We start from the raw sequence: 25,278 nt of genomic DNA on the forward strand, positions 1-25,278 counted from the left end.
GCCTCTCTACGATTGAATGTGCGTAATCCCCAATGCTCGGTGATACGCGTTAATATTTGTGATTATTTTTTTCTACAGGGATTGGTAACTTGGCTGGATACCCCCATCCTGTCGCGCACAATCCAAGAGGTGATTGATGCGCGCCAACTCGTCTGATTTACAAGACACCGTCACAGCGACACAACCGATCACGGCCACCCGTCTGCACTGGCTGGATCTGGTCAGCAAGTACCGTCAACCCATTGGCCTGGCGGTCACGCTGCTATTGTTCGCTATCGCGTTGATTGCCTGTCGCCATCTATTAAGCGAGCTGGATCTCTACGCCCTGCACGACTCGATTCTGGAAGTGCCGAAGCCGGCCCTGCTCGGCGCATTGGCTGCAACCATTGCAGGCTTCATCATCTTGCTCGGCTATGAATGGTCAGCCACGCGTTACGCTGGCGTGAACCTGCCGCCGCGCACCATGATTCTGGGTGGTTTCACCGCATTCGCCATCGGTAACGCCATTGGCCTTTCGCTGCTGTCCGGCGGTTCTGTGCGTTACCGCCTGTATGCACGTCACGGGCTCGGGGCAGCGGAAGTCGCCCACATGACATTGTTTGCCAGCCTGTCATTGGGCTGTGCTTTGCCGCCGCTCGCAGCCCTGGCGACACTCAGCAACCTGCCTGCCGCCTCTACCGCGCTGCACTTGTCACAACCGTTGCTGGGCACCATTGCAATTGCCGTGTTGCTGCTCTGCTCGGTATTGGCCATCGGCCTGTACCGCCGCCGCCTGCCAGAACAACCGTATACGGACAATCTGCTGGTTCGCATCGGACGACGCACGCTCCGCTTGCCGGGTCGTCGCCTGACCTTCCTGCAATTGGTGATTACCGCACTGGACGTGGCAGCCGCCGCGACCGTGCTGTATCTGCTGCTGCCGGAAGCGCCACCGTTCGGCGCCTTCCTGTTGGTCTATCTGCTGGCCCTGGCCGCTGGCGTGCTCAGCCACGTACCGGGCGGCGTCGGGGTATTCGAAGCGATTCTGCTGGCGGCCTTCGCCGATAAACTCGGCGCTGCGCCACTGGCCGCCGCCCTGCTGCTGTATCGCCTGATCTATGTGGTTCTGCCGCTATTGGTCGCTTGCGTCCTGCTGCTGATCAATGAAGCACAACGCCTGTTCAACACCCGTCAATCGCTGCGCGCCGCCTCGGGCATGGCCGCACCGGTACTGGCGATCCTGGTGTTCCTGTCTGGCGTGGTGTTGCTGTTCTCCGGTGCAACACCGGAAATCGACACCCGCCTGGAACACATCGGCTTCCTGATCCCCCATCGCCTGGTCGATGCCTCGCACTTTGGTGCCAGCCTGATCGGCGTGCTCTGCCTGCTGCTGGCTCAAGGTCTGCGCCGTCGCCTCTCTGCCGCGTGGATGCTGACCACCATTCTGCTGATGATCGGCGCCGTGCTCTCGCTGCTCAAAGGGTTCGACTGGGAAGAAGCCTGCCTGATGATCCTGACCGCCAGCCTGCTGGCGATCTTCCGTCGCTCCTTCTACCGCCCAAGCCGTTTGACCGAAGTGCCGTTCTCGCCGCTGTACCTGGTGGCCAGCCTGTGCGTGTTGGGCGCCTCGATCTGGCTCCTGCTGTTCGCCTATCAGGATGTGCCGTACAGCCATCAACTGTGGTGGCAGTTCACCCTTGACTCCGATGCCCCGCGCGGTCTGCGCTCGTTGCTCGGCGCGGCAGTCTTGCTGGTGGTAGTGTCCCTGACCTGGCTGCTGCGCACCGCGCGCCCGGTGATTCATCAGCCCGACGCCGCAGAACTGGATAAGGCGCTGAAGATCCTGATGGCCTCGTCGCAACCGGACGGTGGCCTCGCCCTGACCGGTGACAAGGCATTACTGTTTCACCCTAACGACGAAGCGTTCTTGATGTATGCGCGTCGTGGCCGCAGTCTGGTAGCCCTGTACGACCCGATCGGCCCGACCCAGCAACGCGCGGAAATGATCTGGCAGTTCCGCGACCTCTGCGACCTGCATCACGCCCGTCCGGTGTTCTATCAGGTACGCGCCGAAAACCTGCCGTACTACATGGACATCGGCCTGACCGCGATCAAACTGGGCGAAGAAGCCCGGGTTGACTTGCATCGCTTTGATCTCGAGGCCAAGGGCAAAGAGATGAAGGACCTGCGCTACACCTGGAACCGTGGCACCCGCGATGGCCTGTCGCTGGAAATCTACGAACCGGGCCAAGCCCCCATGGAGGAGCTGAAGGTCATTTCCGATGCCTGGCTGACCGGCAAGAACGTTCGCGAAAAAGGCTTCTCCCTCGGCCGTTTCAGCGACGATTACCTTAAGCACTTCCGTATTGCGATCATTCACTTTGAGGGTCGCCCGGTGGCATTCGCCAACCTGCTCGAGACGTATAGCCACGACCTGGCCAGCCTCGACCTGATGCGTGCCCACCCGGACGCACCCAAGCTGACCATGGAGTTCATGATGGTCGGCCTGATTCAACATTATAAAAATCATGGATATGCACGTTTCAGTCTGGGCATGGTGCCGCTGTCGGGTCTGCAACCCCGTCGTGGCGCGCCACTGACCCAACGCCTCGGCTCGATGGTGTTTCGCCGTGGCGAGCAGCTCTATAACTTCCAGGGGCTGCGCCGCTTCAAGGACAAATTCCAGCCTGACTGGGAACCTCGTTACATGGCCGTGCCCGCCGGACTCGATCCGCTGGTGGCACTGGCCGATACCGCCGCCCTGATTGCGGGCGGCTTGACTGGATTGGTGAAACGCTGATGATTCAACGCTCCTGGCGGTATGTATTGGCCACTCTGGTGGTGCTGGCTGTGATCCTCGGTGGCGGTTACTGGTACTGGAACCGCCCGGCACCAGAGCCCACCCTCGAACTGCTGACGCCCATTGATGGCCCGGCAATGACCCGTGTCATTCCCGGCACCACGCCGCGCGCCCAGGTGGTTGTCGCGGTGAACGAAGATCAGAAGCTCAGCGACAAGCAACTGATGACCCTGAGCCGTGGCGGTGCCGCGCAAATCGTTCAGGTGGTCCTGCCCACGGACTGCACCCAACAAGGCAATGCCCTGCAGGCAGCCTTCCAGCAGCTCAAGGGCCCTGCGACCCTGGTCAGCGGTATCGGCCCTGGCGCCATCCTGGCCTGGCGCTGGCTGGCCGAGCAGAAAGATGACAAGTCCCAGGCCGTTTCAGTAGACCTGGCGCTGGAAAAACCCGGCTGCACCCACTCGCTGCCAAAAAGCGCAGCTCATGGTCACTGGCTGGTCGCTTGGAACGATAACCCGGACGACACCAGCGCCGGCTTCGTGCGCGATCAACCCAATGCCGAAACCAGCATCAGCGACTACGACATCAACCTGCCGCAAGTCCTCAACAACGAACTGCGCAAGCTCCTCGTCGGCGCTGACAAGGGCAACGGTGGCCTGAACATTCCGGTGGTCGAAGTGCCTGCCGGCCAGGCCAAGGACACCGTCACCCTGTTCCTTTCCGGTGACGGCGGCTGGCGTGACCTGGACCGTGACGTAGCCGGTGAAATGGCGAAGATCGGTTACCCGGTGGTCGGCATCGACACCCTGCGCTACTACTGGCAGCACAAGAGCCCTGAGCAAAGCGCCATTGACCTTACCGAACTGATGCAGCACTACCGTCAGAAATGGGGCACCAAACGCTTCATCCTCACGGGCTATTCGTTCGGCGCCGACGTCTTGCCAGCGATCTACAACCGCATGCCGGAAAGCGAACAGCAGCGGGTCGATGCAATCATCCTGCTGGCCTTTGCCCGTACTGGCAGCTTCGAAATCCAGGTCGAAGGCTGGCTCGGCAATGCCGGCAAAGAGGCCGACACCGGCCCGGAAATGGCCAAGCTGCCCGCCGACAAGGTGCTGTGCATCTATGGCGCAGAAGAAATCGCCGAGAGTGGCTGCACCGACAAGACCGCTGTTGGTGAAGCCTTGAAGCTGCCGGGCGGCCACCACTTCGACGAGAACTACCCGGCCCTGGCCAAACGTCTGGTCAATGCGATCGAGAAACGTCAGAACAAGGACAAGGTCGCAGAACAGTGACCTGATCCGAGTTCAACAAAAAGCCCCCGCTGCCGCAAGGTAACGGGGGCTTTTTTCATGTCACGCCCGGCTCGACCGGACGGCACAGTTCACCTGTGGGAGCGAGCTTGCTCGCTCCCACATTGGATATCCATTGTCTTGACGCAATGCGCTCCCCCAAAGAAAAGCCCCCGCTGCCGCAAGGCAACGGGGGCTTTTTGTGAGGCTTACATTTCTACCTGTGTACCCAGCTCAATCACCCGGTTCACCGGCAACTTGAAGAACCGCAAGTTGCCGTTGGCGTTTTTCAGCATGAAGGCGAACAACACTTCGCGCCAGCGGGCCATGCCGACGAGCTTGGAAGTGATGACCGTCTCGCGACTGAGGAAGTACGTCGTACGCATCGGGCTGAAGTCCAGCTCATCGAGATGGCACAGCTTCAGCGCTTGCGGCACATCCGGTTCGTCCGTAAAGCCGAAGTGCAGGATCACCCGGTAGAAGCCCTCACCGTAAGAGTCGACCTCAAACCGCCGCTGCGTCGGTACCCGCGGAATATCCTCGTAAACCACCGTCAGCAACACCACCTGCTCATGCAGCACCTGGTTGTGCAGCAAGTTGTGCAACAACGCGTGGGGTACCGCATCCGGCCGTGCGGTCAGGAACACCGCCGTACCCTGGACCCGGTGAGGTGGCTGAACGCGAATACTGCTGATGAAAATCGGCAACGGCAGACCGCCCTCATCCAGCCGATCCACCAGCAGCTCTTTACCGCGTTTCCAGGTGGTCATCAGGATAAACAGCACAATCCCCGCCAATACCGGGAACGCACCGCCCTGCACGATTTTAGGCACGTTGGCAGCGAAGTACAGCCCGTCCACCAGCAGGAAGCCGACCAGGATCGGCACTGTCAGGACCGGTGACCATTTCCACAACAACAGCATGACCGCCGCCACCAGAATACTGGTGATCAACATGGTCCCGGTGACCGCCACACCGTAAGCCGAGGCCAGGGCGTTGGACGACCCGAAGCCCAGCACCAGCAAAATAACGCCAACCATCAGCGTCCAGTTCACCGCGCCGATGTAGATCTGACCTTGCTCGGCACTTGAGGTGTGCTGAATGTACATGCGCGGGATGTAACCGAGCTGAATCGCCTGACGGGTCAGGGAGAACGCACCGGAAATCACCGCCTGGGAAGCGATCACCGTTGCCAGCGTCGACAACACCACCAATGGAATCAACGCCCAGCCCGGTGCCAGCAGATAGAACGGGTTACGCGCGGCGTCCGGATTTTCCAGCAGCAAGGCGCCCTGGCCAAAGTAGTTGAGCACCAGTGCCGGCAGCACCAACGCGAACCAGGCACGGGCAATCGGCTTGCGACCAAAGTGACCCATGTCCGCATACAACGCTTCAGCACCGGTCAACGACAGCACCACCGCGCCAAGGATCGCGATACCTATGCCAGGATGAACCTCGAAAAACCGAACCCCCCAGACCGGATTCAACGCTTGCAACACTTCCGGATACCGGGAAATACCAAGCGCTCCCATGACACCCAGCACCACGAACCACAACACCATCACCGGACCGAACAACTTGCCGATACGGTCAGTGCCGTGTTTCTGGATCAGGAACAACCCCACCAGCACGATCAGCGACAACGGCACGACCCAGCGTTCGAGGCCCTCGAATGCCAGCTCCAGGCCTTCCACCGCCGACAATACGGAGATCGCCGGGGTGATCATGCTGTCGCCGTAGAACAACGCAGCGCCAATCAGACCGAGGATCACCAGTACCGATTGCAGCCGCGGATACGATGCCGAGGCTCGCCGCGCCAACGCGGTCAGGGCCATGATCCCGCCTTCGCCCTGGTTGTCGGCGCGCAGAATGAACAACACGTACTTGATCGAGACGACCCAGATCAGCGACCAGAAAATCAGCGCCAGAATCCCGAATACTCCGTCATGGTTGGCTTGCACCCCATAGCCACCGGTAAACACCTCTTTGAGGGTATAGAGCGGGCTGGTACCGATATCGCCATAAACCACCCCGACCGCCGCCACCAGCATTCCCAAGGGCTTTGCTGCCCCGGAATGCGCTGAGCCTACTGCCTGACTACTTGCCTGACCCATCAACCACTCCTGCCACCAAGACCGGGGCTTCATGTAAAAAGCACGACACGAACAAGCGCCTGAGCTTTGCCAATCTGCGCAGACTGCCGTGCAGCATGCGCTGTTTTACTTATTGATACAGGCGATTTATTGACTGAAAAAATACGCCTGGGTGTAACGGCGCGAAGCATAGCGCAGCACTCGTCGTATTTCCCTCCATAAAGCTGGTCAAGTACGCTGACCACCGCTAGAATTGCGCACTTTTTGATCAGAGGCGCGTCAAGCGCCCGTCTGTCGCCTTGCCGTTGTCGGCTGGAGGCGTCACAAAACACCGAGGTTAGACATGTCCACCACAACGCCGGCCAACCCTAAAGTTGGTTTCGTATCCCTGGGTTGCCCGAAAGCACTGGTCGACTCCGAGCGCATCCTCACCCAACTGCGCATGGAAGGCTATGATGTCGTGTCCACCTATCAGGACGCCGATGTCGTGGTGGTCAACACCTGCGGCTTCATCGACTCGGCCAAGGCCGAATCCCTTGAAGTGATCGGCGAAGCCATCAAGGAAAACGGCAAGGTCATCGTCACCGGCTGCATGGGCGTCGAAGAAGGCAACATCCGCAACGTACACCCAAGTGTGCTGGCCGTCACCGGTCCGCAGCAGTACGAGCAAGTGGTCAACGCCGTGCACGACGTCGTGCCACCGCGCCAGGATCACAACCCGCTGATCGACCTGGTGCCGCCGCAAGGCATCAAGCTGACGCCGCGCCACTACGCTTACCTGAAGATTTCCGAAGGCTGCAACCACAGCTGCAGCTTCTGCATCATCCCGTCGATGCGCGGCAAACTGGTCAGCCGCCCGGTGGGCGATGTGCTCGACGAAGCCCAGCGCCTGGTCAAATCCGGCGTCAAAGAGCTGCTGGTGATTTCCCAGGACACCAGCGCCTACGGCGTTGACGTCAAGTACCGCACCGGTTTCTGGAATGGCGCGCCGGTGAAAACCCGCATGACCGAACTGTGCGAAGCGCTCAGCACCCTCGGCGTCTGGGTTCGCCTGCACTACGTTTACCCGTACCCGCACGTCGATGAGCTGATCCCGCTGATGGCCGCCGGGAAAATCCTGCCGTATCTGGACATCCCGTTCCAGCACGCCAGCCCGAAAGTGCTCAAGGCGATGAAACGCCCGGCGTTCGAAGACAAGACCCTGGCGCGCATCAAGAACTGGCGCGAGATCTGTCCGGACCTGATCATCCGTTCGACCTTCATCGTCGGCTTCCCCGGCGAAACCGAAGAAGACTTCCAGTACCTGCTGAACTGGCTGACCGAAGCCCAACTCGACCGCGTCGGCTGCTTCCAGTACTCGCCGGTTGAAGGTGCTCCGGCCAACGATCTGGACCTGGAGATCGTTCCGGACGAGGTCAAGCAAGACCGCTGGGATCGCTTCATGGCGCACCAGCAGGCCATCAGCTCGGCGCGCCTGCAAATGCGCATCGGCCGTGAAATCGAAGTGCTGGTCGATGAAGTCGACGAGCAAGGCGCGGTCGGCCGTTGCTTCTTCGATGCCCCGGAAATCGACGGCAACGTCTTCATCGACAACGGCAGCAACCTCAAGCCGGGCGACAAGGTCTGGTGCAAAGTGACCGACGCCGACGAATACGACCTGTGGGCTGAACAGATCTAAACGCAAAAAATATGAAAAGCCCCGCTCTCTTCACGAGATGCGGGGCTTTTTTACGTCTATCGTATTGTTCAGCAAGAGGATTCAACCTCACTCACGGGATAAGGGGCAGGCGGGCATGCGCCATCATTCGGTCATCCACACACCGAAACACAGCGACTATGAAGAACTGACCCGAGTCTGGGAGGCGTCGGTACGCGCTACGCATGACTTTTTGCCGAACAGTTACATCGAGCTGCTGAAAAACCTGGTGCTCACCCGTTATCTGGATGCCGTCATGCTGATCTGCACCCGCGACCGACACCAGCACATCACCGGGTTCGCCGGCGTTGCAGCAGGCAAGATCGAAATGCTCTTTATCGCCCCCGAACACCGTGGCAAGGGTCTGGGCAAACAACTGCTGAACTACGCCATGGAACGCCTCAACGCCGATGAACTGGACGTCAATGAACAAAACCCGCAAGCCTTGGGGTTCTATTTCAAACAGGGTTTCGAAGTCATCGGACGCTCGGAGGTCGATGGCATGGGCCAGCCTTATCCGCTGCTGCACATGCGTTTGAAGCAGGCCAATCAACAGGCCCGGCGCGGCTAAAAGCCACACGAGGCAAATGGACCCGCGATTAACCGGCGCGAGGCAGGTACAATGCCTCCCCCCTTTTGTAACGGCCCCTGTCATGACTGACCCGATTCGTCTCTCCAAACGCCTCATCGAGCTCGTCGGCTGCTCCCGTCGGGAGGCTGAGCTGTTCATTGAGGGCGGCTGGGTCACCGTGGACGGCGAAGTCATCGATGAGCCGCAGTTCAAGGTCGACACCCAGAAAGTCGAACTCGACCCCGAAGCCAAGGCCACCGCGCCAGAACCCGTGACCATCCTGTTGCACGCGCCAGCAGGCATGGATGCCGACACCGCCCTGCAACTGATCGGCCCCGAGACCCTGAGCGAAGAACACCGCTTCAGCAAACGTCCGCTCAAGGGCCACTTCCTGCGCCTGACCGCCAGCGCCGACCTGCAGGCCAACGCCAGCGGGCTGCTGGTGTTCACCCAGGACTGGAAGATCCTGCGCAAACTCACTGCCGATGCCAGCAAGATCGAGCAAGAGTATGTGGTCGAGGTCGAAGGCGACATGGTCGCTCACGGGCTCAACCGCCTGACCCACGGCCTGTCGTACAAAGGCAAGGAACTGCCGGCGGTCAAAGCCAGCTGGCAGAACGAAAACCGCCTGCGCTTTGCGATGAAAAACCCGCAACCGGGGATCATCGCCCTGCTCTGCCAGGCTGTCGGCCTCAAGGTCGTCGCCATCCGCCGCATCCGTATCGGCGGTGTTTCCATCGGCAAAGTGCCGGTGGGCCAATGGCGCTATCTGTCTGCCAAAGAGAAATTCTAAGGCCGCCACACATTTCGGCGTCGCCGTTAACGGCAACGCCCACAGCTGAATGATCAGGACTGCACACATGATTCATAACGACGTACTGCGCAGCGTGCGCTACATGCTCGACATCAGTGACAAAAAAGTCATCGAGATCATCAAGCTCGGCGGCATGGATGTCACCCTGCCCGACCTGGTGACGTACCTCGACAAGAAAGAAGAAGACGAAGAAGGCTTCGTACGCTGCCCGGACGAGGTCATGGCGCACTTCCTCGATGGCCTGGTGTTCTTCAAACGCGGCAAGGACGAAAGCCGTCCACCGCAGCCGATCGAGCTGCCAGTCACCAACAACATCATCCTGAAGAAACTGCGCGTGGCCTTCGAACTGAAAGAAGACGACATGCACGCCATCCTCAGGGCCGCCGAATTTCCGGTCTCCAAGCCTGAGCTGAGCGCACTGTTCCGCAAGTTCGGCCACACCAACTATCGCCCTTGTGGCGACCAGTTGCTGCGCAATTTCCTCAAGGGCCTGACCCTGCGCGTTCGCGGCTGATCCCAGACCTGCGGTGACCGGGAACATCATTCCACTGGATGGCGGGTTCAGCCTCTGACGCTCTTGTGGCGAGGGAGCTTGCTCCCGTTCGGCTGCGCAGCAGCCGTAAAATTGGCACCTTAATTGATCGGGAAGGACTCGGTCACAGGTTTTGGGGGCGCTTCGCACCCCAGCGGGAGCAAGCTCCCTCGCCACAGAGGCAGCGTGGGTTATCATGCCCACCTCTTTTCCCTCTCGACCCCAGACCATGACCTACAGCGTTTCCCCGATCGGCTTTGTGCGCTCCTGCTTCAAGGAGAAGTTCGCCATTCCGCGTCAGCCACAACTGGCGCCGGCCGCTCGCGGCATTCTGGAGTTGGTGGCACCGTTCGATCAGGGTGATGCGGTGCAAGGCCTGGAGCAGGTCAGCCATGTCTGGCTGCTGTTCCTGTTTCATCAGGCACTGGAAGACAAGCCGCGACTCAAAGTCCGCCCTCCGCGCCTGGGCGGCAACAAGTCCATGGGCGTGTTTGCCACGCGCGCGACCCATCGGCCCAACGGCATTGGCCAATCGGTGGTCAAGCTGGACAAGGTTGAAGCCAATCGCCTGTGGATCTCCGGCATTGACCTGCTGGACGGTACGCCGATTCTCGACATCAAACCCTACGTGCCCTACGCCGATATCATCCCGGGCGCATCCAACGAGATCGCCAGCGCCGCGCCGCAACTGATTCCCGTGCAGTGGGCGGACTCAGCCTTGCAACAGGCGCATACGCACGCTCAGCGCCTTGAAGAGCCCTTGGTCGAGCTGATCGAGCAATGCCTGGCCCAAGACCCACGCCCGGCTTACCAGACCCCCGCACCCGAACGCGAATACGGCGCACAGTTCTGGGACCTGGACGTACGCTGGCATTACCCGCAAGCCGGGCTGATCCGCGTCCTTGAAGTCATCCCCGTCAACACATAAGCCCTATCAACGAAAAAAACCCGAAAACGAAAAAGCCCACGTTGCCTGGAAAGGCAACGCGGGCTTTTTGGGTCAGACGCATAACTAATGTGGGAGCGGGCTTGCTCGCGAAGACGGACTGTCAGTCAACATCATCGTTGAATGCTAAACCGCTTTCGCGAGCAAGCCCGCTCCCACACAAGCCCGCCCCCCCGAGGGATGCGCTTACTTCTCGACGAACGCACGCTCGATCAGGTAGTCACCGGGCTCACGCATACGCGGCGAAACTTTCAGGCCGAAGCTGTTCAGTACTTCGCTGGTTTCGTCGAGCATGCTCGGGCTGCCGCAGAGCATGGCGCGGTCGTCTTCAGGATTGATCGGCGGCAGGCCGATGTCGCTGAACAGCTTGCCGCTGCGCATCAGGTCGGTCAGACGACCTTCGTTTTCGAACGGCTCGCGGGTCACGGTCGGGTAGTAGATCAACTTGTCACGCAGGGCCTCGCCGAAGAACTCGTTCTGCGGCAGGTGCTCGGTGATGAACTCGCGGTAAGCGACTTCGTTGACGTAACGTACGCCGTGGCACAGGATCACTTTTTCGAAACGCTCGTAGGTTTCCGGATCCTGGATGACGCTCATGAACGGCGCCAGACCGGTGCCGGTGCTGAGCAGGTACAGATGCTTACCAGGCTTCAAATCGTCCAGCACCAGGGTGCCGGTCGGTTTTTTGCTGATGATGATCTCGTCGCCTTCCTTCAGATGTTGCAACTGGGAAGTCAGCGGACCATCGGGAACCTTGATGCTGAAGAACTCGAGATGCTCTTCCCAGTTCGGGCTGGCAATCGAGTAAGCGCGCATAAGCGGGCGGCCGTTGGGCTGTTGCAGGCCGATCATCACGAACTGGCCGTTCTCGAAGCGCAGGCCCGGATCGCGGGTGCACTTGAAGCTGAACAGAGTGTCGTTCCAGTGATGAACACTGAGGACACGCTCGTGGTTCATGTTGCTCATGTACGGGGGACTCCTGGAGATTTTGTCTGCGCATGCTCTGCGCCGAGAGAGCAGTGCGCAATTGCATCGCATTCTAATGGCAGCGACAATATCTGTTAACTGGATTATTAAGATAAGGGTTATCGGTTATATAGATATGCGATTTACTCTACGTCAACTTCAAGTCTTCGTCGCCGTCGCTCAGCAAGAGAGTGTCTCTCGTGCTGCCGGTCTGCTCAACCTTTCGCAGTCGGCGGCCAGCACCTCGATCACCGAACTCGAGCGTCAATCCAGCTGCCAACTGTTCGACCGCGCCGGCAAGCGGCTGAGCCTCAACGCCATGGGCAAACAACTGCTGCCGCAAGCGGTGGCCTTGCTCGACCAGGCCAAGGAAATCGAGGACCTGCTCAACGGCAAGTCCGGTTTCGGCTCGCTGGCGGTCGGTGCCACCCTCACCATCGGCAACTACCTGGCGACTTTACTGATCGGCAGCTTCATGCAGCGTCATCCGGAAAGTCAGGTGAAGCTGCACGTGCAGAACACTGCCAACATCGTGCAACAAGTCGCCCACTATGAAATTGATCTGGGTCTAATCGAAGGCGACTGCAGCCACCCGGACATCGAGGTACAAAGCTGGGTCGAGGATGAACTGGTGGTGTTTTGCGCCCCGCAGCACCCGCTGGCCGCCCGTGGCCAGGCAAGCATGGAGGAGCTGACGCACGAGGCGTGGATCCTTCGCGAACAAGGCTCCGGCACGCGTCTGACCTTTGACCAGGCCATGCGTCATCACCGAAGCGCCTTGAATATCCGGCTTGAGCTGGAACACACCGAAGCGATCAAACGCGCAGTGGAGTCCGGCTTGGGAATTGGCTGTATTTCGCGGTTGGCGCTACGCGACGCGTTCCGCCGCGGCAGCCTGGTGGCAGTTGAAACACCAGACCTGGATCTGGCGCGGCAGTTTTATTTCATCTGGCACAAACAGAAATATCAGACGTCGGCCATGCGCGAGTTTCTCGACTTGTGCCGCGCTTTCACCGCCGGGGTTCAGCGCAGCGACGAGATCGTTCTGCCGACGATTGCTTAAAGCAGAATAACCGCCCACACCATCACGATCATGCTCAGGGCCATCAACTGAGCAGCGCTGCCCATGTCCTTGGCATTTTTCGACAACGGGTGCCGCTCAAGGGAAATCCGGTCTATTGCCGCTTCCACGGCCGAATTGAGCAACTCGACAATCAGCGCCAGCATGCAGACGGCAATCAGCAAAGCGCGCTCGACGTGGCTGACGTTCAGCACAAACGCCAGCGGAATCAGGATGACATTGAGCAGGACCAGTTGACGGAAAGCGGCTTCGCCAGTGAAGGCTGCACGCAGGCCGTCGAGTGAATAACCACCTGCATTGAGAATGCGCTTGAGACCGGTTTGACCTTTGAAAGGCGACATAAAGTAGGCAACTGAACCAGAAGAAGTAGAAAAGCTAGATCAACAGAAGTTAAAAAAGCGTGAATGAAAGCGCCGTTAGTGGCTCGAAATTGACTCAAGTTGTTGCAACAACAACGCCGCCTGAGTCCGGGTACGCACCCCCAACTTGCGGAAGATCGCCGTCACGTGCGCCTTGATCGTCGCCTCCGATACACTCAACTCGTAGGCAATCTGCTTGTTCAGCAGACCTTCGCAGACCATGGTCAATACACGGAACTGCTGTGGCGTCAGACTGGCCAAGCCTTCGCTGGCAGCCTTGGCCTCGTCCGAAACGCTGACTGCTTCAAATGCCTGCGGCGGCCAGAAGACATCGCCATCCAGCACAGAGCGCACGGCTTGTTGGATCACTTCCAGTGAGCTGGATTTGGGAATGAAACCGCTGGCCCCGAATTCACGGGAACGCACCATGATCGAGGCTTCTTCCTGAGCCGAAACCATCACCACCGGGATCTGCGGGTATTGACCGCGCAACAGCACCAGCCCCGAGAATCCGTACGCGCCCGGCATGTTCAGGTCCAGCAGCACCAGATCCCAGTCAGCCTTTTCGGTCAGACGGGCTTCCAGCTCGGCAATGCTCGCCACTTCCACCAGACGAACCTCGGGGCCAAGGCCCAGGGTCACGGCCTGGCGCAGCGCGCTGCGAAAGAGAGGGTGGTCATCGGCAATCAGGATTTCGTATGTGGCCATTTTTCAAATGATCCTGTTTTTTATGGCAGACCCGATGCATTCAGGCCTCGCCAAGGCAACTCGAGGTACCGCCAGACAGCGGCACCAACAGGGCACGTTCAACGCCAAGAGCCCATAAAACCGGCGTTTCAATCTTCGGCCGCACCCTAATCGGCGCCAAGGATGCCCAGCGAAGCCTGGGTGGTCAAGCCGCAAGCCCGCGGTTACCTGTCAGTATGGGTGACTCTCAGGACATGACCGGCGCGGTGTGTTCAACGAAAGGCAGCAATTCTGTATGGGCCGGGGTCGAGACATTCATTTCCAGCTGATGCTTGGCATCGAGGTAATGCTGGCTGAACACATCGAAATAGGCATCCAGTGCCGATGCAGCGTCTACATCCCCTGCCAGATCCAGGCACAACGCGGCCACTTCCGCGGTGCACAGGTGTTCGCTGCGGGTAGACCTTCGCAGGCGGTACCGCGAGAGCTTTTCGGGGAGCAGGCTCAGAATCGGAAACCCGTCGAAATAAGGGCTTTTCCGAAAAATCTTTCTCGCCTCTGTCCAGGTTGCGTCCAGCAGGATGAACAACGGGCGCTTTTCGCTGGTAGCCTCGACGGTATGAGTCACGCGTTCGGGAGCAACGTATTCGCCGGGAAACACCAGATAAGGCTGCCATTGCGGGTCGGACAAAAGCTTGATCAACTGCGGATCGACCTCGGTACGCGACCAGATAAAGGCAAAGTTGTCCCTGACCACGTCTGCGATCAGCCAGCCGGTGTTGCTCGGTTTGAACACTTCCTTTTTGGTCATGATCAGGCAAACGCCGGCACGCGATTCGACCTGGGGACGCCAGTTACACAGGCAGTGACTCTCGATCACCCGGCACGTATGGCAACGGGGTGCCCGTGAACCGCGGGCCAGAAAAGGCTTGGTGCTCTCCTCTTCTCGCTCATCGCGCAGACGGGCTACGGCGTTCGTGGCAAAACGTGGGGCTGCATCGCTCATCGCAGGCAGCATCCGCAGGAAAGGGATATCGACACAAAAAACACTCGGCAAGGCAGGAAGTCGCGGCAGTTTACCAGAGCAGCTCGCCCAAACCTGTACCGCCTACCCCCCGCTCGCCTATAATCCGCCGCCACTGAACGCACCGCCATGTGGCTGGTCGAAGCACCAGTCACTGAACCAGGAGAGTTTCATGCTGCGCCTTATCGTCCCCACCGCTGCCCTTCTGCTGGCCCTGCCCTTCAGCGCTCAAGCAGCCTCCCTGAATGACTTGAATCTGGGCAAGATGCTGGAAAAGGTTGCTGCGGAAAGTAACGTCGGTCTACCTCGGGAAATCAATGAGAACCTTCTCGACCAAGGTTATACGGTTGATGGCAAACAGCTGATCGACCACATCAGCGTGCAATCAGCTTATGCCGACGAAATGCGTGCCAACCCGAAAGTGGTTTATCTGCAACTGGGCGCCAGCGTTTGCCGCAACGTGAACTACCGCAAGCTGATGGCCAAGGGCGCGATCATGCGTTACGACTTTTCGGAAAACAAAACCAATCGTCCTGTAGGCTCGGCCAGCTACCAGGAATCGGATTGCCCTGCGCAAACGGCACAAAAGAAAAAGTAATCACTTGAATCAGTGAGAACCTGCGCGTCGTTGCTCATCATCGGCGCGCAACTCCGCCACCAGCGCCTGCAAATAAGGCGAGCGCCACTCTTTGTCCTCCAGGCGCCGACGACATTCCTCTTCAAGGCTCACGTGATTACGCGCGGCCGCCGCCTGCAGCAATCGATACAGTTGCGCATCGACCTCCAGAATCACCAGGCTCATAGCCTGCCTCCTTGCACTTGATCGCCAATCATTGCGCGATGATCCCCTACAGCTCCTGAAGCCTTGCGCCTTGCCCTGGACGCAATGCTGTCGTGTTGTGTCTGTAACTGAGTAAATCAGAGCCTTGGCCGTCCGACAGAGGTTCTGACGAGCGGTGACACTCGGTTGTGAACTCGCAATAAGTGATTGCCAGCGAAGACTTTCGAGGACCATGATCAAGTCAGCGCAACTCACCACAAGCGTCTAGATTCAATGTATTGGTGTTTAATGTTCGGGGCAGAAAAGGGGCTGCCCATTCAGAGTCCTGTCGTGCGAACGTTTCTTTCATCCAAGGGATAAGCAGAACCCGTCTGGATGACTCGACCGCCACTTCAACGCTTCATGGTCAGGTCGAGTCGGGTGTAGTGCCCAGCCCTCTTGCGGGCTGAGAGCGACACAAGCGGTGTCGCGGCTCAGGCGAATTTCTCGTTCGAGCCGAAGGTTCTGTGTAGAAGGAGAAGTTGAATGCCTTACCAACCGAATGAGCTTCTGGTGCGCCATTTTCAAAGCATCGGCGTCGATCTCACCAGCAAGATCGAAGAGCAACTCAACCTGGTTTCACCCAATAGCCCAAATATTTCGATTTATCGCGACATGATGTTGACCGTCTTGCGCATGGCGCAAGAAGACCACAACCGCTGGAACGCCAAGATCACCCAGCAAACCCTGCGCGAACTCGAGCATGCCTTCCGTGTGCTGGAGCAGTTCAAGGGACGACGTAAAGTGACCGTTTTCGGCTCGGCACGTACGCCGGTTGAACATCCGCTGTACGCCCTGGCCCGGGATCTGGGCGCAAAACTCGCCCAATCGAACCTGATGGTCATCACCGGTGCCGGCGGCGGCATCATGGCCGCCGCCCATGAAGGTGCAGGTCGGGATAACAGCCTTGGATTCAATATCACCCTGCCCTTCGAGCAGCATGCGAATCCGACCGTAGGCGGCACTGCCAACCTGCTACCGTTTCACTTTTTCTTTACCCGCAAACTGTTCTTCGTCAAAGAGGCCGACGCGCTGGTGCTCTGCCCAGGCGGCTTCGGCACGCTGGACGAAGCCCTGGAAGTATTGACCCTGATCCAGACCGGAAAAAGCCCGCTGGTTCCCGTGGTGTTGCTGGATGCTCCTGGCGGCACGTTCTGGGAAGGCGCGCTGAACTTCATCCGCAATCAACTGGAGGCCAACCATTACATCCTGTCGAACGACCTGAAGCTGATTCGTCTGGTGTACACCGTCGATGACGCTGTGGCGGAAATCAATCAGTTCTACAGTAACTTCCACTCCAGCCGCTGGCTGAAACATCAGTTCGTGATCCGCATGCATCACAAACTCAGCGACCAGGCGCTCGAGCATATACAGGAGGCCTTTGCCGACCTGTGCCTGAGCGATCACTTTCATCAACATACTTACGCTGGCGAGGAGCACGACGAGGCTCAGTTCAGCCATCTGGTGCGACTGTCCTTCACGTTCAACGCCCGTGATCACGGACGCCTGCGTGAACTGGTCGACTACATCAACCTGCCGGAAAACTGGGCCACGGCTCAGCCGCCCCAGACGCCACAGCGCAAACGGGAACAGATCAAGGTTATTTGAGCAAAAAAAAGCCCGACTATTTCAATAGTCGGGCCCTTTCAGTCAGTCATCCATTCCTCGGCCGCTGAACAAGCGGCCAATCATTTCCATGGAGTATCCCCGATAGGCGAGGAAGCGCCCTTGCTTGGCGCGCTCGCGGGCGTCTATCGGTAAATGCCCGGCAAACTTGCGTCGCCAGGTCTCCTCCAGGTTTTCTTGCCAGCTGATTCCGCTTTCACGCAGGGCGAGTTCGATATCGGCACGCTGCAAGCCACGCTGGCTCAACTCTTCGCGAATACGCAAAGGGCCGTAGCCGGAACGGGCACGGTAGGAAACGAAGCTTTCGAGGTATCGGGATTCGGACAGCAGCCCCTCTTCCGTCAGACGGTCGAGTGCTGTATCGATCATTTCATCAGAAGCACCGCGCTGACGCAGTTTACGCGTCAGCTCGACTCGACCGTGCTCGCGTCGTGCGAGCAGGTCCATTGCGGTTCGCCGCACCGCGACGAGGGTATCGAGTACGGCGGTCATCGGATCAATCAGATATCAGCGTCAGCCAGATCATCTTCGGTCTCTTTGACCGGAGAAGCCTTGACGTCAGCAGACGGCGTCAGCAGCTTGTCGCGAATCTGCTTCTCAAGGGTGGCAGCGATGTCCGGGTTGTCCTGCAGGAACTTGGCCGAGTTGGCTTTGCCCTGACCGATCTTGCTGCCGTTATAGGCATACCAGGCACCGGATTTCTCAACGAAGCCGTGCAGTACGCCAAGGTCGATCATCTCACCGTTGAGGTAGATGCCCTTGCCGTAAAGAATCTGGAACTCGGCCTGACGGAACGGCGAAGCCACCTTGTTCTTGACGACTTTGACACGGGTTTCGCTGCCGACCACTTCGTCGCCTTCTTTCACCGCGCCGGTGCGGCGGATGTCCAGACGAACCGAAGCGTAGAACTTCAGCGCGTTACCACCGGTGGTGGTTTCCGGGCTGCCAAACATCACGCCGATTTTCATCCGGATCTGGTTGATGAAGATCACCAGGCAGTTGGCGTTCTTGATGTTACCGGTGATTTTACGCAGCGCCTGGGACATCAGACGGGCTTGCAGGCCCACGTGCATGTCACCCATTTCGCCTTCGATTTCAGCCTTCGGAACCAGGGCCGCCACGGAGTCGACGATGATCACGTCAACCGCGTTGGAACGCACCAGCATGTCGGTGATTTCCAGGGCTTGCTCGCCGGTATCCGGCTGGGAAACCAGCAGGTCGTCGACATTGACGCCCAGTTTGCCGGCATATTCCGGGTCCAGGGCGTGCTCGGCGTCGACGAATGCGCAGGTCGCGCCAGCTTTTTGAGCCTGGGCGATCACGGACAGTGTCAGCGTGGTTTTACCGGAGGATTCAGGACCGTAGATTTCAACGATACGGCCTTTTGGCAGACCGCCAATGCCGAGTGCGATGTCCAGACCCAGAGAGCCCGTGGAAATAGCCGGGATCGCCTGACGGTCCTGATCGCCCATACGCATTACGGCACCCTTGCCGAATTGACGTTCGATCTGACCCAGGGCCGCAGCCAAGGCTTTCTTCTTGTTGTCGTCCATTAAAGTCCTCACGTAATCAATAAGGCCTGACGGCCAACACCTGTATAAGTAGCCAGTATTATTCCACAGCGTTTCGGGATCGCCTACCCCTGATTTGAGATTTCTCCGGCGGCATACTGCAGCAACCCCTCTAGCGCGGCCTTCACCGTTTGTCGGCGGACCTCGTCGCGGTTGCCGGGGAAGTGTCGGCGCTCCGAATACACGGCATCTCCGACACTCCAGGCCAGCCACACGGTGCCCACCGGTTTGTTCGGCGTACCGCCGTCCGGTCCCGCAATACCGCTGACCGCCACGGTAAAACGCGCGCGACTCTTGTGCTGGGCGCCACGTGCCATGGCTTCGACCACTTCACGGCTGACCGCCCCGACCTCAGTGAACAACTCGGCGGGGACATTCAGTTGCTGGGTCTTCTGGCGATTGGAATAGGTGACATAGCCGGCCTCGAACCACGCCGAGCTGCCGGCAATCCGGGTGATCGCTTCGGCGATCCCGCCGCCGGTGCAGGACTCGGCCGTGCTGACATGGGCATTGAGAACCTGCAAACGCCGGCCTAGTTGCGCGGCAAGCTGGGTGATTTCGTTCACGACTCTCTCCTTGATCAGGCGGGCATGCGCACTACCGTACACGAGCGAATCACGCTTGCAAGACGCGGGCTAGATCAAAATGTTAATGAGCCAGGGCTCTGACATACGCCTGACAGGCCTGCAAGGCAATCAGTCCGCGGTCGCCTGTGTCGGTGATGCCGATAATTCGTTGAGCATGCGCCGGCTCAAGTCGGGCTCGTAGGGCTCCATGAACCACGCCGCCGGTGCCGGAGGCGGCTGACACACCACAACCGGCGTCGGCATCACGGGGGTCGACGAGGACTGACAGGCGCAAATCAGCAGTGGCAAGACGGTCGCGCAGGCGACCTTGATTACGTTGTGCATCACTCAGGGCCTTTGTATAGGTTTGGTCACTGGCCTGAAGACGCTGCTCCAGCGCCAGGCGCTTGTCCTGTTCGGCGCGCTGTTGATTCGCCGCCGCCAGGGTCAGTTGGTTCAGCGCCTCGCCGTGCAACCTGGCTTGTTCCGCCAGTTGCCGACCGTAACGCCAATCCTGAATGTGCCAGGACACTGCCGCGGCACCGCCAGCCACGATGGCCACCAGCACAGCAACGCCGATCACCCGGTACGGAAGTGGTATCAGACCGAAGGCTGGCATAACACCGCCCTCGCCCGTGTCCAGAGCTGCATACGTTCTTCCAGCCCATTCAACCCGCCGTTGATCCGGCGGGTGATGCTGTTGAACTGGTCACTATCGGCCAGTTCGTTCAAACCGTTCAGCTCCCAGAACCAGGCTGCCGACTCGGCGGCCCATTGCGGCTGCTCGAGCAACTCAGGCAGGGTCAGTAAACGCTCATCACCGAACAGCCCAAGGCTGCATCGACGATAGTTGTCGTGACCGGTGATCTGAATCAGCCCGCGCCCCCGATAACGCTGACCATCACCGTCAGCTTCAGGCGTGTTGCCCAAGCGGATGGCCAGCGCGCCGGTGTCGTACTTGCTGAGGTACTGGTCGTTGCCCAACTCACGCACATAACGCAATTGCCCCGACTCATGGCCGACTTGCGCAAGGAACGCGGCGATGCGTTTGGGGGTGTTGATCTGACGGTGGGTCATGGCAGTGTTGAGGGCAGAAACGAAAACGCCCGCTTGAAGGCGGGCGTTGGGCATGATCTTGAGCAGTTGCCCTTCTGTTACAGGCATGAGGATGTCCTCGATTTACTTTTGTTTAAGGCCGAAGAACGAGCGCAGTGAATTCGTCGGTTCCCTGGGTTCAGAAAACGTCAGAATCGGCCACTCGACTTCGAGGGGATACCCTGCTTGCTGTTCGATGCGGTTCAAGGCAACGCAGTAGCGTTTCCAGTCCAGCAGGGCCGATTGTTCCTGTTGCGTGGCATCACCCAGATCGACAGCATATTGAAGCGGGGCGATGCGCATGGCAGCGTCGCGCAAGCGGCTGTCTCGCTCTTTCAGAACACTTGCCAGTTCAGCCGCTTCTTTCGCCGATTGATCAAGTTGCCAGTCGCCATCGAGCCAAACGTAATGCTGACCGGGCCAGGGTTTCTCGGTGAAACCATCGGGTAGTTCACCCAACTGCTCCCAAGTGGTCGAAGCGCCTGTTTGGGTTTGAAATACGGTGCCACGGCGGTCACGCGCGGCCTCGGGAGCGCCTTTAGCCCAGGCCCATACAAAGCCGTTTTCAGGCTCGGCAAGTTCCTCAGGTAACTCGACGGCATTACTCGGTAGTTGCACACCAAGACCCGGCGTGACAAACAGCTCTACCGGGCCGTTCAGAACACCTGAATCGTCGACTAAATAATGAAACATAGACACCTCAGATAATCTTGATTCGACCTGGATAGGCAATATTTCGCGGCCGGGACTTAAAGGAGTAGAGCAAGGTATTAGCGGTATCCATCTGATAGGTAGTTCCTACAGGAAAAGTAGGCCCACCATTGACGACCGCAAAGTTGCGCACTTCTTCCTGCGTATCTGCACCAACCGCTGTAAGACTGTCGGACCATCGGGACCCCATGGCACCCGCGCCCTGAGCGCCAAACGCATAGGAATGGTAAGTACCGGATTGAGCCGATCCCGGTACACGTCCGGTATCGACCGTTCGTCCTTCGGACAGTATCCGCAAAAACTCCCCTCGCCCCTCAGGTCCGCGGAATGTCAGCGCACCATCACCGGTAGTCCATCCGCCTTCATTGCCGAGCCGACTCGCCTCGGTTTTCAGCATCCCGGACTGCTGGGCGTGGTCCCACAGCCATGGCCATTCAGCTCGACTCAACACAGAACCGTTTAGCGCACCGTACCCGCCTGGGCTCAGGAGCGTTGTCGTTTCAAAGAAGGGGCGCCCCAGCGGAACACCATCGAACCGCCCGACGGGCCACCAGCTACCGAGGCCATCGCTGCGCAAATGCCACCAGTCTCCCGCCCCCATCAACACCAGAAATGGATAACCGGTGGGACGAAGGTGGGTATGAAACTTGATCGTGTCCGTGCCTATGCATTGGACTGTCAGCCGATTACCGCTGTTATCCAGCCGCCTCACGATGACGTCACGCACACCCAGCGCTCCATCGGCGGCAGGCAGCAGCAAGGTGGCTGCATCCGTGCCGGCACTGACCAGCACGAGTCCCAACTCCTCGGCCAGCAATGCTTTGGAGCCCGAGACACTGGTCACCAATGAACGCATAGGGCTCGCCTTCGCCATTGTCACTTGCAATGCCTTGAGCAACTGGCCGTTGTCCGCTTCAGTCGGTGCCAGTCCCGCACTTGCGATAACCGTCAGCAGCTCCTGAGTAACACTGTTACCCCATGTCGCGGGAATCAACGATCCCGGCGTTCCGGAAACCACGTTTTCATCAACGAACTTGCCATTCACCAGCCCTACGCCGGGGACACTTTTTGGATAGTCCAATGTTCCACTCCTTATAATTCTCTATTGAGCGATGGCGGGCTCTACCGGTTTCACAGACTTCCTGACCCGTGCTTTCCTAACTGGAGCGGCCATAACGCTGACGGGGGCAAGCAATACCGGCCGCCCTGTCAGTACGGGAAACTCTTCGGTAGCCGGCCAATTGCGCAAGTCACGGCGATAGGTTTGCAAGCTTTCGTACTCTGCGGCGGATAACGTCGTTGCCCCGCCCGCCTCCAGTTCATCGCGATGCCTTGCAACCAAACCGTCGGTTTGAAACAGTTCGGAGTCACGCCAGGCGCGTTCAACTCCTTCCTGTCCAGGACTTGAGTTCATCGGAAGTGATTCACCACCGTGACTCAGCCACTCCTGATAGAGAATCCAGTCACGATTAGTTGAATCTTCAGGAATAAAAACCGAGTCAGCGAGACGAAAAACTCCGCTCGTCATTAATTGATAGCGCATCTTGCGTCACTCCTAAATTTCAGCATCAGCCGTAGCGTGGATGTAATAAGACTGGGTGACGACTGCCACATCGGAGTTATCCACCCATACACCTCGCGTAGACACTGCATAGGGCCGAGCATTGGCGGATGAAACCTGATCGCTGCCCGATCGCCATTGACCCGGTGTTCCGTTCGATGTGGGCCTATATAGACTGATGCTCGGCGTTGTTCTTTTTTCAACCTTGAAGGACCACTGCGCCAACGGTTGGGAGGCAAAGCCGGTCTGGCCCATTTTGACGGTCGATATAAGGGCTCCGGCTATCAAGTTTGTTGCTTCTCCTGGCTGAATATCCTGGTTGAAGGTTTTTTCGTAATAGCGCTGACAAAGCATCAACTCGTCTGCCGGAGTACGAAACTCAAAGGGCGTGGACACTGGACCTTCTTCAAGTTGGACCTGAGCCAGATCGATTGTCTGCAACACATTCAATGGGAGATCGAACGCCAGCCTGAGACAATCATTACCTGCAGCCCCCAGTGTCTTGCCAGCAATGGAAGGAACCTGAACGGTCGCACTGTATCGAGCCCAGGAACTGCTTAATTGAAAACTCCCGACAGTTGTCACAACAGGTTCCGAGCCTCCGCCAAAAAACTGCGCCACCGTTACAGTTACCTGGCGTACGATATCGGCTTTTGCCCAGAACGTTACTGTCGCCAACTTTCCTGCCAACGTTCTAACCGACTCAATAGCTTGGGAAATCTTGTGCGTATTGGCTCCAGCACCCGCGGTAATTTGCTGCCAGCGCAGAAAATACCGAGGTTCATTGGGAACTTCTGTCTGCCCCAGCACAAAATTCTGGCGGGAAATATTGACACCCGCATTGCCGTTCCAATCACAGCGGAAACGGTCCGCAATAAAGGCACCCGAATTGGGGCCCAGATTGGTAATGCCACGCTGCCAGATATCAAAATTTCCGTTAATAATAAGGTTCTTACGATAAACCTGAGCCGGGAAACGCTGCTGTGGATCAAGTTTCGCCAGTTCCTTGATAGCCAGTGTCAGCTGATTAGTTTGATTTTCTGCAGGCACCATCCCTGCCGCGCTGATTGCACTCACAATCTCCTGCGTTACCGCATTCCCCCAACTTGCCGGAATCAACGATCCTGGTGTCCCGGCCACGGGGTTTTCATCGACAAACTTGCCATTCACCAGCCCAGCGCTGGGTACACTCTTTGGATAATCCACCGTTTAACTCCTGATCTTTTTTGTGAACCAACCCATCAGTTGGTGTGACCTGCGCATAAGCGTTGGGCTTGACGTTGTTCAGCGCAAAAACGAAAGCGCCCGTTGGAAGACGGTCGTAGAGGAGGATTGACCAGCACTTGTGGCAACTCCCATTTTCTTCTTGAATTCCGTGTACCGCTCATCATCTATCGAAACAACACCCTGGTTTTCCCAAAAGCTCACATCTTGCAAAACCGAAAACTCTGCAACAATCGTCTTTCGCTCTTCACTGTCGAACTGAACGTTGACCACTTCCATGCCTCACCCCTATCAGTTAAATGAATAGCTGCTGATATACACTTCGAACACAGGAGCCCCGGCAGTACTCTGGCAGTGCATATAGACAGTTTGATTGTTGATTACCGGCATCGAATAGTTACCCGCGATGCCAGCCCCCGAACCAAGCTGGCCGGCAATAATTTGCTGCCCCAACCCTATACCATTAGCATTCAAAACCAGATTGATATAAGACATCGTGGTGGAACCATTGGAAATCACCATTTCACCATTAACTTCAAAAGCGTTCGGCGGAACAATACCTGCCAATGACAACGGTGAAGCATTCAAGATCGCCGAACCCAAATAAGCCTGTGCCAGCGAGATATAAACTTTACGCCCGCGCTGCGCGCCCACCTTCAACTTGCCTGATGCATCGGTTGCCCAGACACTGATCAGCGCCGAAGCGTTATATCCAGCCGGCATCCTGCCGCCGTCATACACTCCCGATGCGATGGTCGACGTACTGTTAACCGCCAGAATCCCACTGTCCCCAGTGGCGGAGTTATAGATTGCGTACAGTGCAACAAAACCATTTATCGGAGCAGAGCCTGCATCCATGCCTCCGACACCAGTAGTGGCCAGGTTGATGGACTTATTAAAGTTCGCCAGCCGATAACCCGCCCCTCCCATTGCGGGTTGAACCGTCAACTCATCTGCTTTAAACGTTCCGCTTAAAGACGCTACCGGTATCGAAAAGCTCGCATTCCTCAGCATTCCGGAAATACTGCCAACCCGTTGCGAGGAAGCATCCACCAGCTTATTAATCGCTTCCAGCAACTGTTTATTGTTTGACTCGGAAGACGTCAGTCCAGCCGCACCAATAACCCCCAATATTTCTTCAGTTACCCCATTCCCCCAACTTGCCGGGATCAACGAGCCCGGTGTCCCGCCAACCGGGTTTTCATCGACAAACTTGCCATTGACCAGGCCAGCACCAGGCACACTCTTCGGATAATCCATTTCC

General features: G+C 58.2%; 27 protein-coding genes. 10 read left to right on the plus strand and 17 right to left on the minus strand.

The genetic code is table 11. From position 1 onward, the window contains the following. Window positions 1–136: 136 nt before the first annotated feature. A complete protein-coding gene (gene mprF / locus AC1DIG_RS23880) occupies window positions 137–2,779 on the plus strand; it encodes a bifunctional lysylphosphatidylglycerol flippase/synthetase MprF (protein WP_477769280.1) in 2,643 nt (880 codons plus the stop codon). After that, entirely contained in the window at window positions 2,779–4,074 is a 1,296-nt protein-coding gene (locus AC1DIG_RS23885; RefSeq protein WP_477769281.1) for a virulence factor family protein, read from the plus strand. Before mprF ends, AC1DIG_RS23885 begins: the two co-directional genes overlap by 1 nt. Before the next feature lie 206 nt (window positions 4,075–4,280). Here the strand turns inward: AC1DIG_RS23885 and AC1DIG_RS23890 are convergent, their stop codons facing one another. Then, window positions 4,281–6,122 (minus strand): potassium transporter Kup, encoded by a 1,842-nt coding sequence (locus AC1DIG_RS23890; protein ID WP_477769329.1) that lies wholly within the window; start codon window positions 6,120–6,122, stop codon window positions 4,281–4,283. A gap of 385 nt (window positions 6,123–6,507) precedes the next feature. Between AC1DIG_RS23890 and rimO the strand changes: the two genes are divergently transcribed. The 5 genes from rimO to tsaA all read left to right on the plus strand — a co-directional run bounded on the left by rimO (window position 6,508) and on the right by tsaA (window position 10,705). Next, window positions 6,508–7,842, plus strand: coding sequence for a 30S ribosomal protein S12 methylthiotransferase RimO (gene rimO / locus AC1DIG_RS23895; protein WP_145017377.1), 1,335 nt, complete (start codon window positions 6,508–6,510; stop codon window positions 7,840–7,842). A 115-nt stretch (window positions 7,843–7,957) separates the two neighbouring features. After that, window positions 7,958–8,431 carry a GNAT family N-acetyltransferase gene (locus tag AC1DIG_RS23900; RefSeq protein ID WP_477769282.1) on the plus strand — a complete coding sequence of 158 codons (474 nt, stop codon included), beginning with the start codon at window positions 7,958–7,960 and terminating at the stop codon, window positions 8,429–8,431. Between the two features lie 82 nt (window positions 8,432–8,513). Beyond that, on the plus strand, window positions 8,514–9,224 hold the full coding sequence (locus tag AC1DIG_RS23905) for an rRNA pseudouridine synthase (RefSeq protein ID WP_477769283.1): 711 nt from the start codon (window positions 8,514–8,516) through the stop codon (window positions 9,222–9,224). 67 nt (window positions 9,225–9,291) lie between these two features. Further along, complete coding sequence (locus tag AC1DIG_RS23910) at window positions 9,292–9,759, plus strand: YehS family protein (protein WP_477769284.1); 468 nt, start codon at window positions 9,292–9,294, stop codon at window positions 9,757–9,759. A 247-nt stretch (window positions 9,760–10,006) separates the two neighbouring features. Further along, the gene (tsaA, locus tag AC1DIG_RS23915; protein ID WP_103315475.1) at window positions 10,007–10,705 is read left to right on the plus strand and encodes a tRNA (N6-threonylcarbamoyladenosine(37)-N6)-methyltransferase TrmO; all 699 of its coding nucleotides are present in this window, start codon (window positions 10,007–10,009) and stop codon (window positions 10,703–10,705) included. A gap of 204 nt (window positions 10,706–10,909) precedes the next feature. On the opposite strand, the gene fpr is transcribed toward tsaA, so the two are convergent. Beyond that, window positions 10,910–11,689: a ferredoxin-NADP reductase gene (gene fpr, locus AC1DIG_RS23920; protein ID WP_003189055.1), complete on the minus strand. Its 780-nt coding sequence runs from the start codon at window positions 11,687–11,689 to the stop codon at window positions 10,910–10,912. A 136-nt stretch (window positions 11,690–11,825) separates the two neighbouring features. Between fpr and AC1DIG_RS23925 the strand changes: the two genes are divergently transcribed. Then, the gene (locus AC1DIG_RS23925; RefSeq protein ID WP_024264819.1) at window positions 11,826–12,752 is read left to right on the plus strand and encodes a LysR family transcriptional regulator; all 927 of its coding nucleotides are present in this window, start codon (window positions 11,826–11,828) and stop codon (window positions 12,750–12,752) included. Here AC1DIG_RS23925 and AC1DIG_RS23930 read toward each other — a convergent pair. The 3 genes from AC1DIG_RS23930 to AC1DIG_RS23940 all read right to left on the minus strand — a co-directional run bounded on the left by AC1DIG_RS23930 (window position 12,749) and on the right by AC1DIG_RS23940 (window position 14,822). Continuing rightward, a complete protein-coding gene (locus tag AC1DIG_RS23930) occupies window positions 12,749–13,111 on the minus strand; it encodes a diacylglycerol kinase (RefSeq protein WP_123582450.1) in 363 nt (120 codons plus the stop codon). The two genes, AC1DIG_RS23925 and AC1DIG_RS23930, sit on opposite strands and share 4 nt — an antisense overlap. A gap of 75 nt (window positions 13,112–13,186) precedes the next feature. Continuing rightward, window positions 13,187–13,837, minus strand: coding sequence for a response regulator transcription factor ErdR (gene erdR / locus AC1DIG_RS23935; RefSeq protein WP_054595971.1), 651 nt, complete (start codon window positions 13,835–13,837; stop codon window positions 13,187–13,189). Window positions 13,838–14,063: 226 nt separating this feature from the next. Next, on the minus strand, window positions 14,064–14,822 hold the full coding sequence (locus tag AC1DIG_RS23940) for a tRNA-uridine aminocarboxypropyltransferase (RefSeq protein ID WP_477769285.1): 759 nt from the start codon (window positions 14,820–14,822) through the stop codon (window positions 14,064–14,066). Between the two features lie 190 nt (window positions 14,823–15,012). On the opposite strand from AC1DIG_RS23940, the gene AC1DIG_RS23945 reads away from it, so the two are divergent. Further along, window positions 15,013–15,438, plus strand: coding sequence for a PA3611 family quorum-sensing-regulated virulence factor (locus AC1DIG_RS23945; protein WP_019692124.1), 426 nt, complete (start codon window positions 15,013–15,015; stop codon window positions 15,436–15,438). 9 nt (window positions 15,439–15,447) lie between these two features. On the opposite strand, the gene AC1DIG_RS23950 is transcribed toward AC1DIG_RS23945, so the two are convergent. Then, window positions 15,448–15,642 carry a FitA-like ribbon-helix-helix domain-containing protein gene (locus AC1DIG_RS23950; RefSeq protein ID WP_477769286.1) on the minus strand — a complete coding sequence of 65 codons (195 nt, stop codon included), beginning with the start codon at window positions 15,640–15,642 and terminating at the stop codon, window positions 15,448–15,450. Between the two features lie 504 nt (window positions 15,643–16,146). Here AC1DIG_RS23950 and AC1DIG_RS23955 point away from each other — a divergent pair. Beyond that, the gene (locus AC1DIG_RS23955) at window positions 16,147–17,268 is read left to right on the plus strand and encodes an LOG family protein (protein ID WP_477769287.1); all 1,122 of its coding nucleotides are present in this window, start codon (window positions 16,147–16,149) and stop codon (window positions 17,266–17,268) included. 42 nt (window positions 17,269–17,310) lie between these two features. Here the strand turns inward: AC1DIG_RS23955 and recX are convergent, their stop codons facing one another. The 11 genes from recX to AC1DIG_RS24010 all read right to left on the minus strand — a co-directional run bounded on the left by recX (window position 17,311) and on the right by AC1DIG_RS24010 (window position 25,274). Beyond that, the gene (gene recX, locus AC1DIG_RS23960; protein ID WP_054595967.1) at window positions 17,311–17,778 is read right to left on the minus strand and encodes a recombination regulator RecX; all 468 of its coding nucleotides are present in this window, start codon (window positions 17,776–17,778) and stop codon (window positions 17,311–17,313) included. Between the two features lie 8 nt (window positions 17,779–17,786). Beyond that, window positions 17,787–18,839 (minus strand): recombinase RecA, encoded by a 1,053-nt coding sequence (gene recA, locus AC1DIG_RS23965; RefSeq protein ID WP_477769288.1) that lies wholly within the window; start codon window positions 18,837–18,839, stop codon window positions 17,787–17,789. A gap of 83 nt (window positions 18,840–18,922) precedes the next feature. Continuing rightward, window positions 18,923–19,423 carry a CinA family protein gene (locus AC1DIG_RS23970; RefSeq protein ID WP_477769289.1) on the minus strand — a complete coding sequence of 167 codons (501 nt, stop codon included), beginning with the start codon at window positions 19,421–19,423 and terminating at the stop codon, window positions 18,923–18,925. An 82-nt stretch (window positions 19,424–19,505) separates the two neighbouring features. After that, a complete protein-coding gene (locus AC1DIG_RS23975) occupies window positions 19,506–20,042 on the minus strand; it encodes a lysis system spanin subunit (protein WP_477769290.1) in 537 nt (178 codons plus the stop codon). Further along, window positions 20,024–20,587: a glycoside hydrolase family 19 protein gene (locus tag AC1DIG_RS23980; protein ID WP_477769291.1), complete on the minus strand. Its 564-nt coding sequence runs from the start codon at window positions 20,585–20,587 to the stop codon at window positions 20,024–20,026. The genes AC1DIG_RS23975 and AC1DIG_RS23980 overlap by 19 nt, the downstream gene beginning before the upstream one ends. 15 nt (window positions 20,588–20,602) lie before the next feature. Then, window positions 20,603–21,250 (minus strand): tail fiber assembly protein, encoded by a 648-nt coding sequence (locus tag AC1DIG_RS23985; protein ID WP_477769292.1) that lies wholly within the window; start codon window positions 21,248–21,250, stop codon window positions 20,603–20,605. Next, window positions 21,219–22,310 carry a phage tail protein gene (locus tag AC1DIG_RS23990; protein WP_477769293.1) on the minus strand — a complete coding sequence of 364 codons (1,092 nt, stop codon included), beginning with the start codon at window positions 22,308–22,310 and terminating at the stop codon, window positions 21,219–21,221. The genes AC1DIG_RS23985 and AC1DIG_RS23990 overlap by 32 nt, the downstream gene beginning before the upstream one ends. 21 nt (window positions 22,311–22,331) lie before the next feature. Then, window positions 22,332–22,772: a hypothetical protein gene (locus AC1DIG_RS23995; protein ID WP_477769294.1), complete on the minus strand. Its 441-nt coding sequence runs from the start codon at window positions 22,770–22,772 to the stop codon at window positions 22,332–22,334. Between the two features lie 12 nt (window positions 22,773–22,784). Next, window positions 22,785–23,996, minus strand: a complete 1,212-nt coding sequence (locus AC1DIG_RS24000) for a carbohydrate-binding protein CenC (protein WP_477769295.1) — start codon at window positions 23,994–23,996, stop codon at window positions 22,785–22,787. Between the two features lie 78 nt (window positions 23,997–24,074). Next, the gene (locus AC1DIG_RS24005; RefSeq protein WP_477769296.1) at window positions 24,075–24,293 is read right to left on the minus strand and encodes a hypothetical protein; all 219 of its coding nucleotides are present in this window, start codon (window positions 24,291–24,293) and stop codon (window positions 24,075–24,077) included. A gap of 12 nt (window positions 24,294–24,305) precedes the next feature. Continuing rightward, the gene (locus AC1DIG_RS24010; RefSeq protein WP_477769297.1) at window positions 24,306–25,274 is read right to left on the minus strand and encodes a hypothetical protein; all 969 of its coding nucleotides are present in this window, start codon (window positions 25,272–25,274) and stop codon (window positions 24,306–24,308) included. Window positions 25,275–25,278: the final 4 nt, after the last annotated feature.

The sequence above is a fragment of the Pseudomonas sp. 05N431 genome (assembly GCF_056397005.1).

What these genes read in the sequence shown, in the direction of transcription:
- mprF (WP_477769280.1), top strand. Translation starts at nt 137, where the DNA reads ATGCGCGCCAACTCGTCTGATTTACAAGACACCGTCACAGCGACACAA.
- AC1DIG_RS23885 (WP_477769281.1), top strand. Translation starts at nt 2,779, where the DNA reads ATGATTCAACGCTCCTGGCGGTATGTATTGGCCACTCTGGTGGTGCTG.
- AC1DIG_RS23890 (WP_477769329.1), bottom strand. Translation starts at nt 6,122, where the DNA reads ATGCTGGTGGCGGCGGTCGGGGTGGTTTATGGCGATATCGGTACCAGC.
- rimO (WP_145017377.1), top strand. Translation starts at nt 6,508, where the DNA reads ATGTCCACCACAACGCCGGCCAACCCTAAAGTTGGTTTCGTATCCCTG.
- AC1DIG_RS23900 (WP_477769282.1), top strand. Translation starts at nt 7,958, where the DNA reads ATGCGCCATCATTCGGTCATCCACACACCGAAACACAGCGACTATGAA.
- AC1DIG_RS23905 (WP_477769283.1), top strand. Translation starts at nt 8,514, where the DNA reads ATGACTGACCCGATTCGTCTCTCCAAACGCCTCATCGAGCTCGTCGGC.
- AC1DIG_RS23910 (WP_477769284.1), top strand. Translation starts at nt 9,292, where the DNA reads ATGATTCATAACGACGTACTGCGCAGCGTGCGCTACATGCTCGACATC.
- tsaA (WP_103315475.1), top strand. Translation starts at nt 10,007, where the DNA reads ATGACCTACAGCGTTTCCCCGATCGGCTTTGTGCGCTCCTGCTTCAAG.
- fpr (WP_003189055.1), bottom strand. Translation starts at nt 11,689, where the DNA reads ATGAGCAACATGAACCACGAGCGTGTCCTCAGTGTTCATCACTGGAAC.
- AC1DIG_RS23925 (WP_024264819.1), top strand. Translation starts at nt 11,826, where the DNA reads ATGCGATTTACTCTACGTCAACTTCAAGTCTTCGTCGCCGTCGCTCAG.
- AC1DIG_RS23930 (WP_123582450.1), bottom strand. Translation starts at nt 13,111, where the DNA reads ATGTCGCCTTTCAAAGGTCAAACCGGTCTCAAGCGCATTCTCAATGCA.
- erdR (WP_054595971.1), bottom strand. Translation starts at nt 13,837, where the DNA reads ATGGCCACATACGAAATCCTGATTGCCGATGACCACCCTCTCTTTCGC.
- AC1DIG_RS23940 (WP_477769285.1), bottom strand. Translation starts at nt 14,822, where the DNA reads ATGAGCGATGCAGCCCCACGTTTTGCCACGAACGCCGTAGCCCGTCTG.
- AC1DIG_RS23945 (WP_019692124.1), top strand. Translation starts at nt 15,013, where the DNA reads ATGCTGCGCCTTATCGTCCCCACCGCTGCCCTTCTGCTGGCCCTGCCC.
- AC1DIG_RS23950 (WP_477769286.1), bottom strand. Translation starts at nt 15,642, where the DNA reads ATGAGCCTGGTGATTCTGGAGGTCGATGCGCAACTGTATCGATTGCTG.
- AC1DIG_RS23955 (WP_477769287.1), top strand. Translation starts at nt 16,147, where the DNA reads ATGCCTTACCAACCGAATGAGCTTCTGGTGCGCCATTTTCAAAGCATC.
- recX (WP_054595967.1), bottom strand. Translation starts at nt 17,778, where the DNA reads ATGACCGCCGTACTCGATACCCTCGTCGCGGTGCGGCGAACCGCAATG.
- recA (WP_477769288.1), bottom strand. Translation starts at nt 18,839, where the DNA reads ATGGACGACAACAAGAAGAAAGCCTTGGCTGCGGCCCTGGGTCAGATC.
- AC1DIG_RS23975 (WP_477769290.1), bottom strand. Translation starts at nt 20,042, where the DNA reads ATGCCAGCCTTCGGTCTGATACCACTTCCGTACCGGGTGATCGGCGTT.
- AC1DIG_RS23980 (WP_477769291.1), bottom strand. Translation starts at nt 20,587, where the DNA reads ATGCCTGTAACAGAAGGGCAACTGCTCAAGATCATGCCCAACGCCCGC.
- AC1DIG_RS23995 (WP_477769294.1), bottom strand. Translation starts at nt 22,772, where the DNA reads ATGCGCTATCAATTAATGACGAGCGGAGTTTTTCGTCTCGCTGACTCG.
- AC1DIG_RS24005 (WP_477769296.1), bottom strand. Translation starts at nt 24,293, where the DNA reads ATGGAAGTGGTCAACGTTCAGTTCGACAGTGAAGAGCGAAAGACGATT.
- AC1DIG_RS24010 (WP_477769297.1), bottom strand. Translation starts at nt 25,274, where the DNA reads ATGGATTATCCGAAGAGTGTGCCTGGTGCTGGCCTGGTCAATGGCAAG.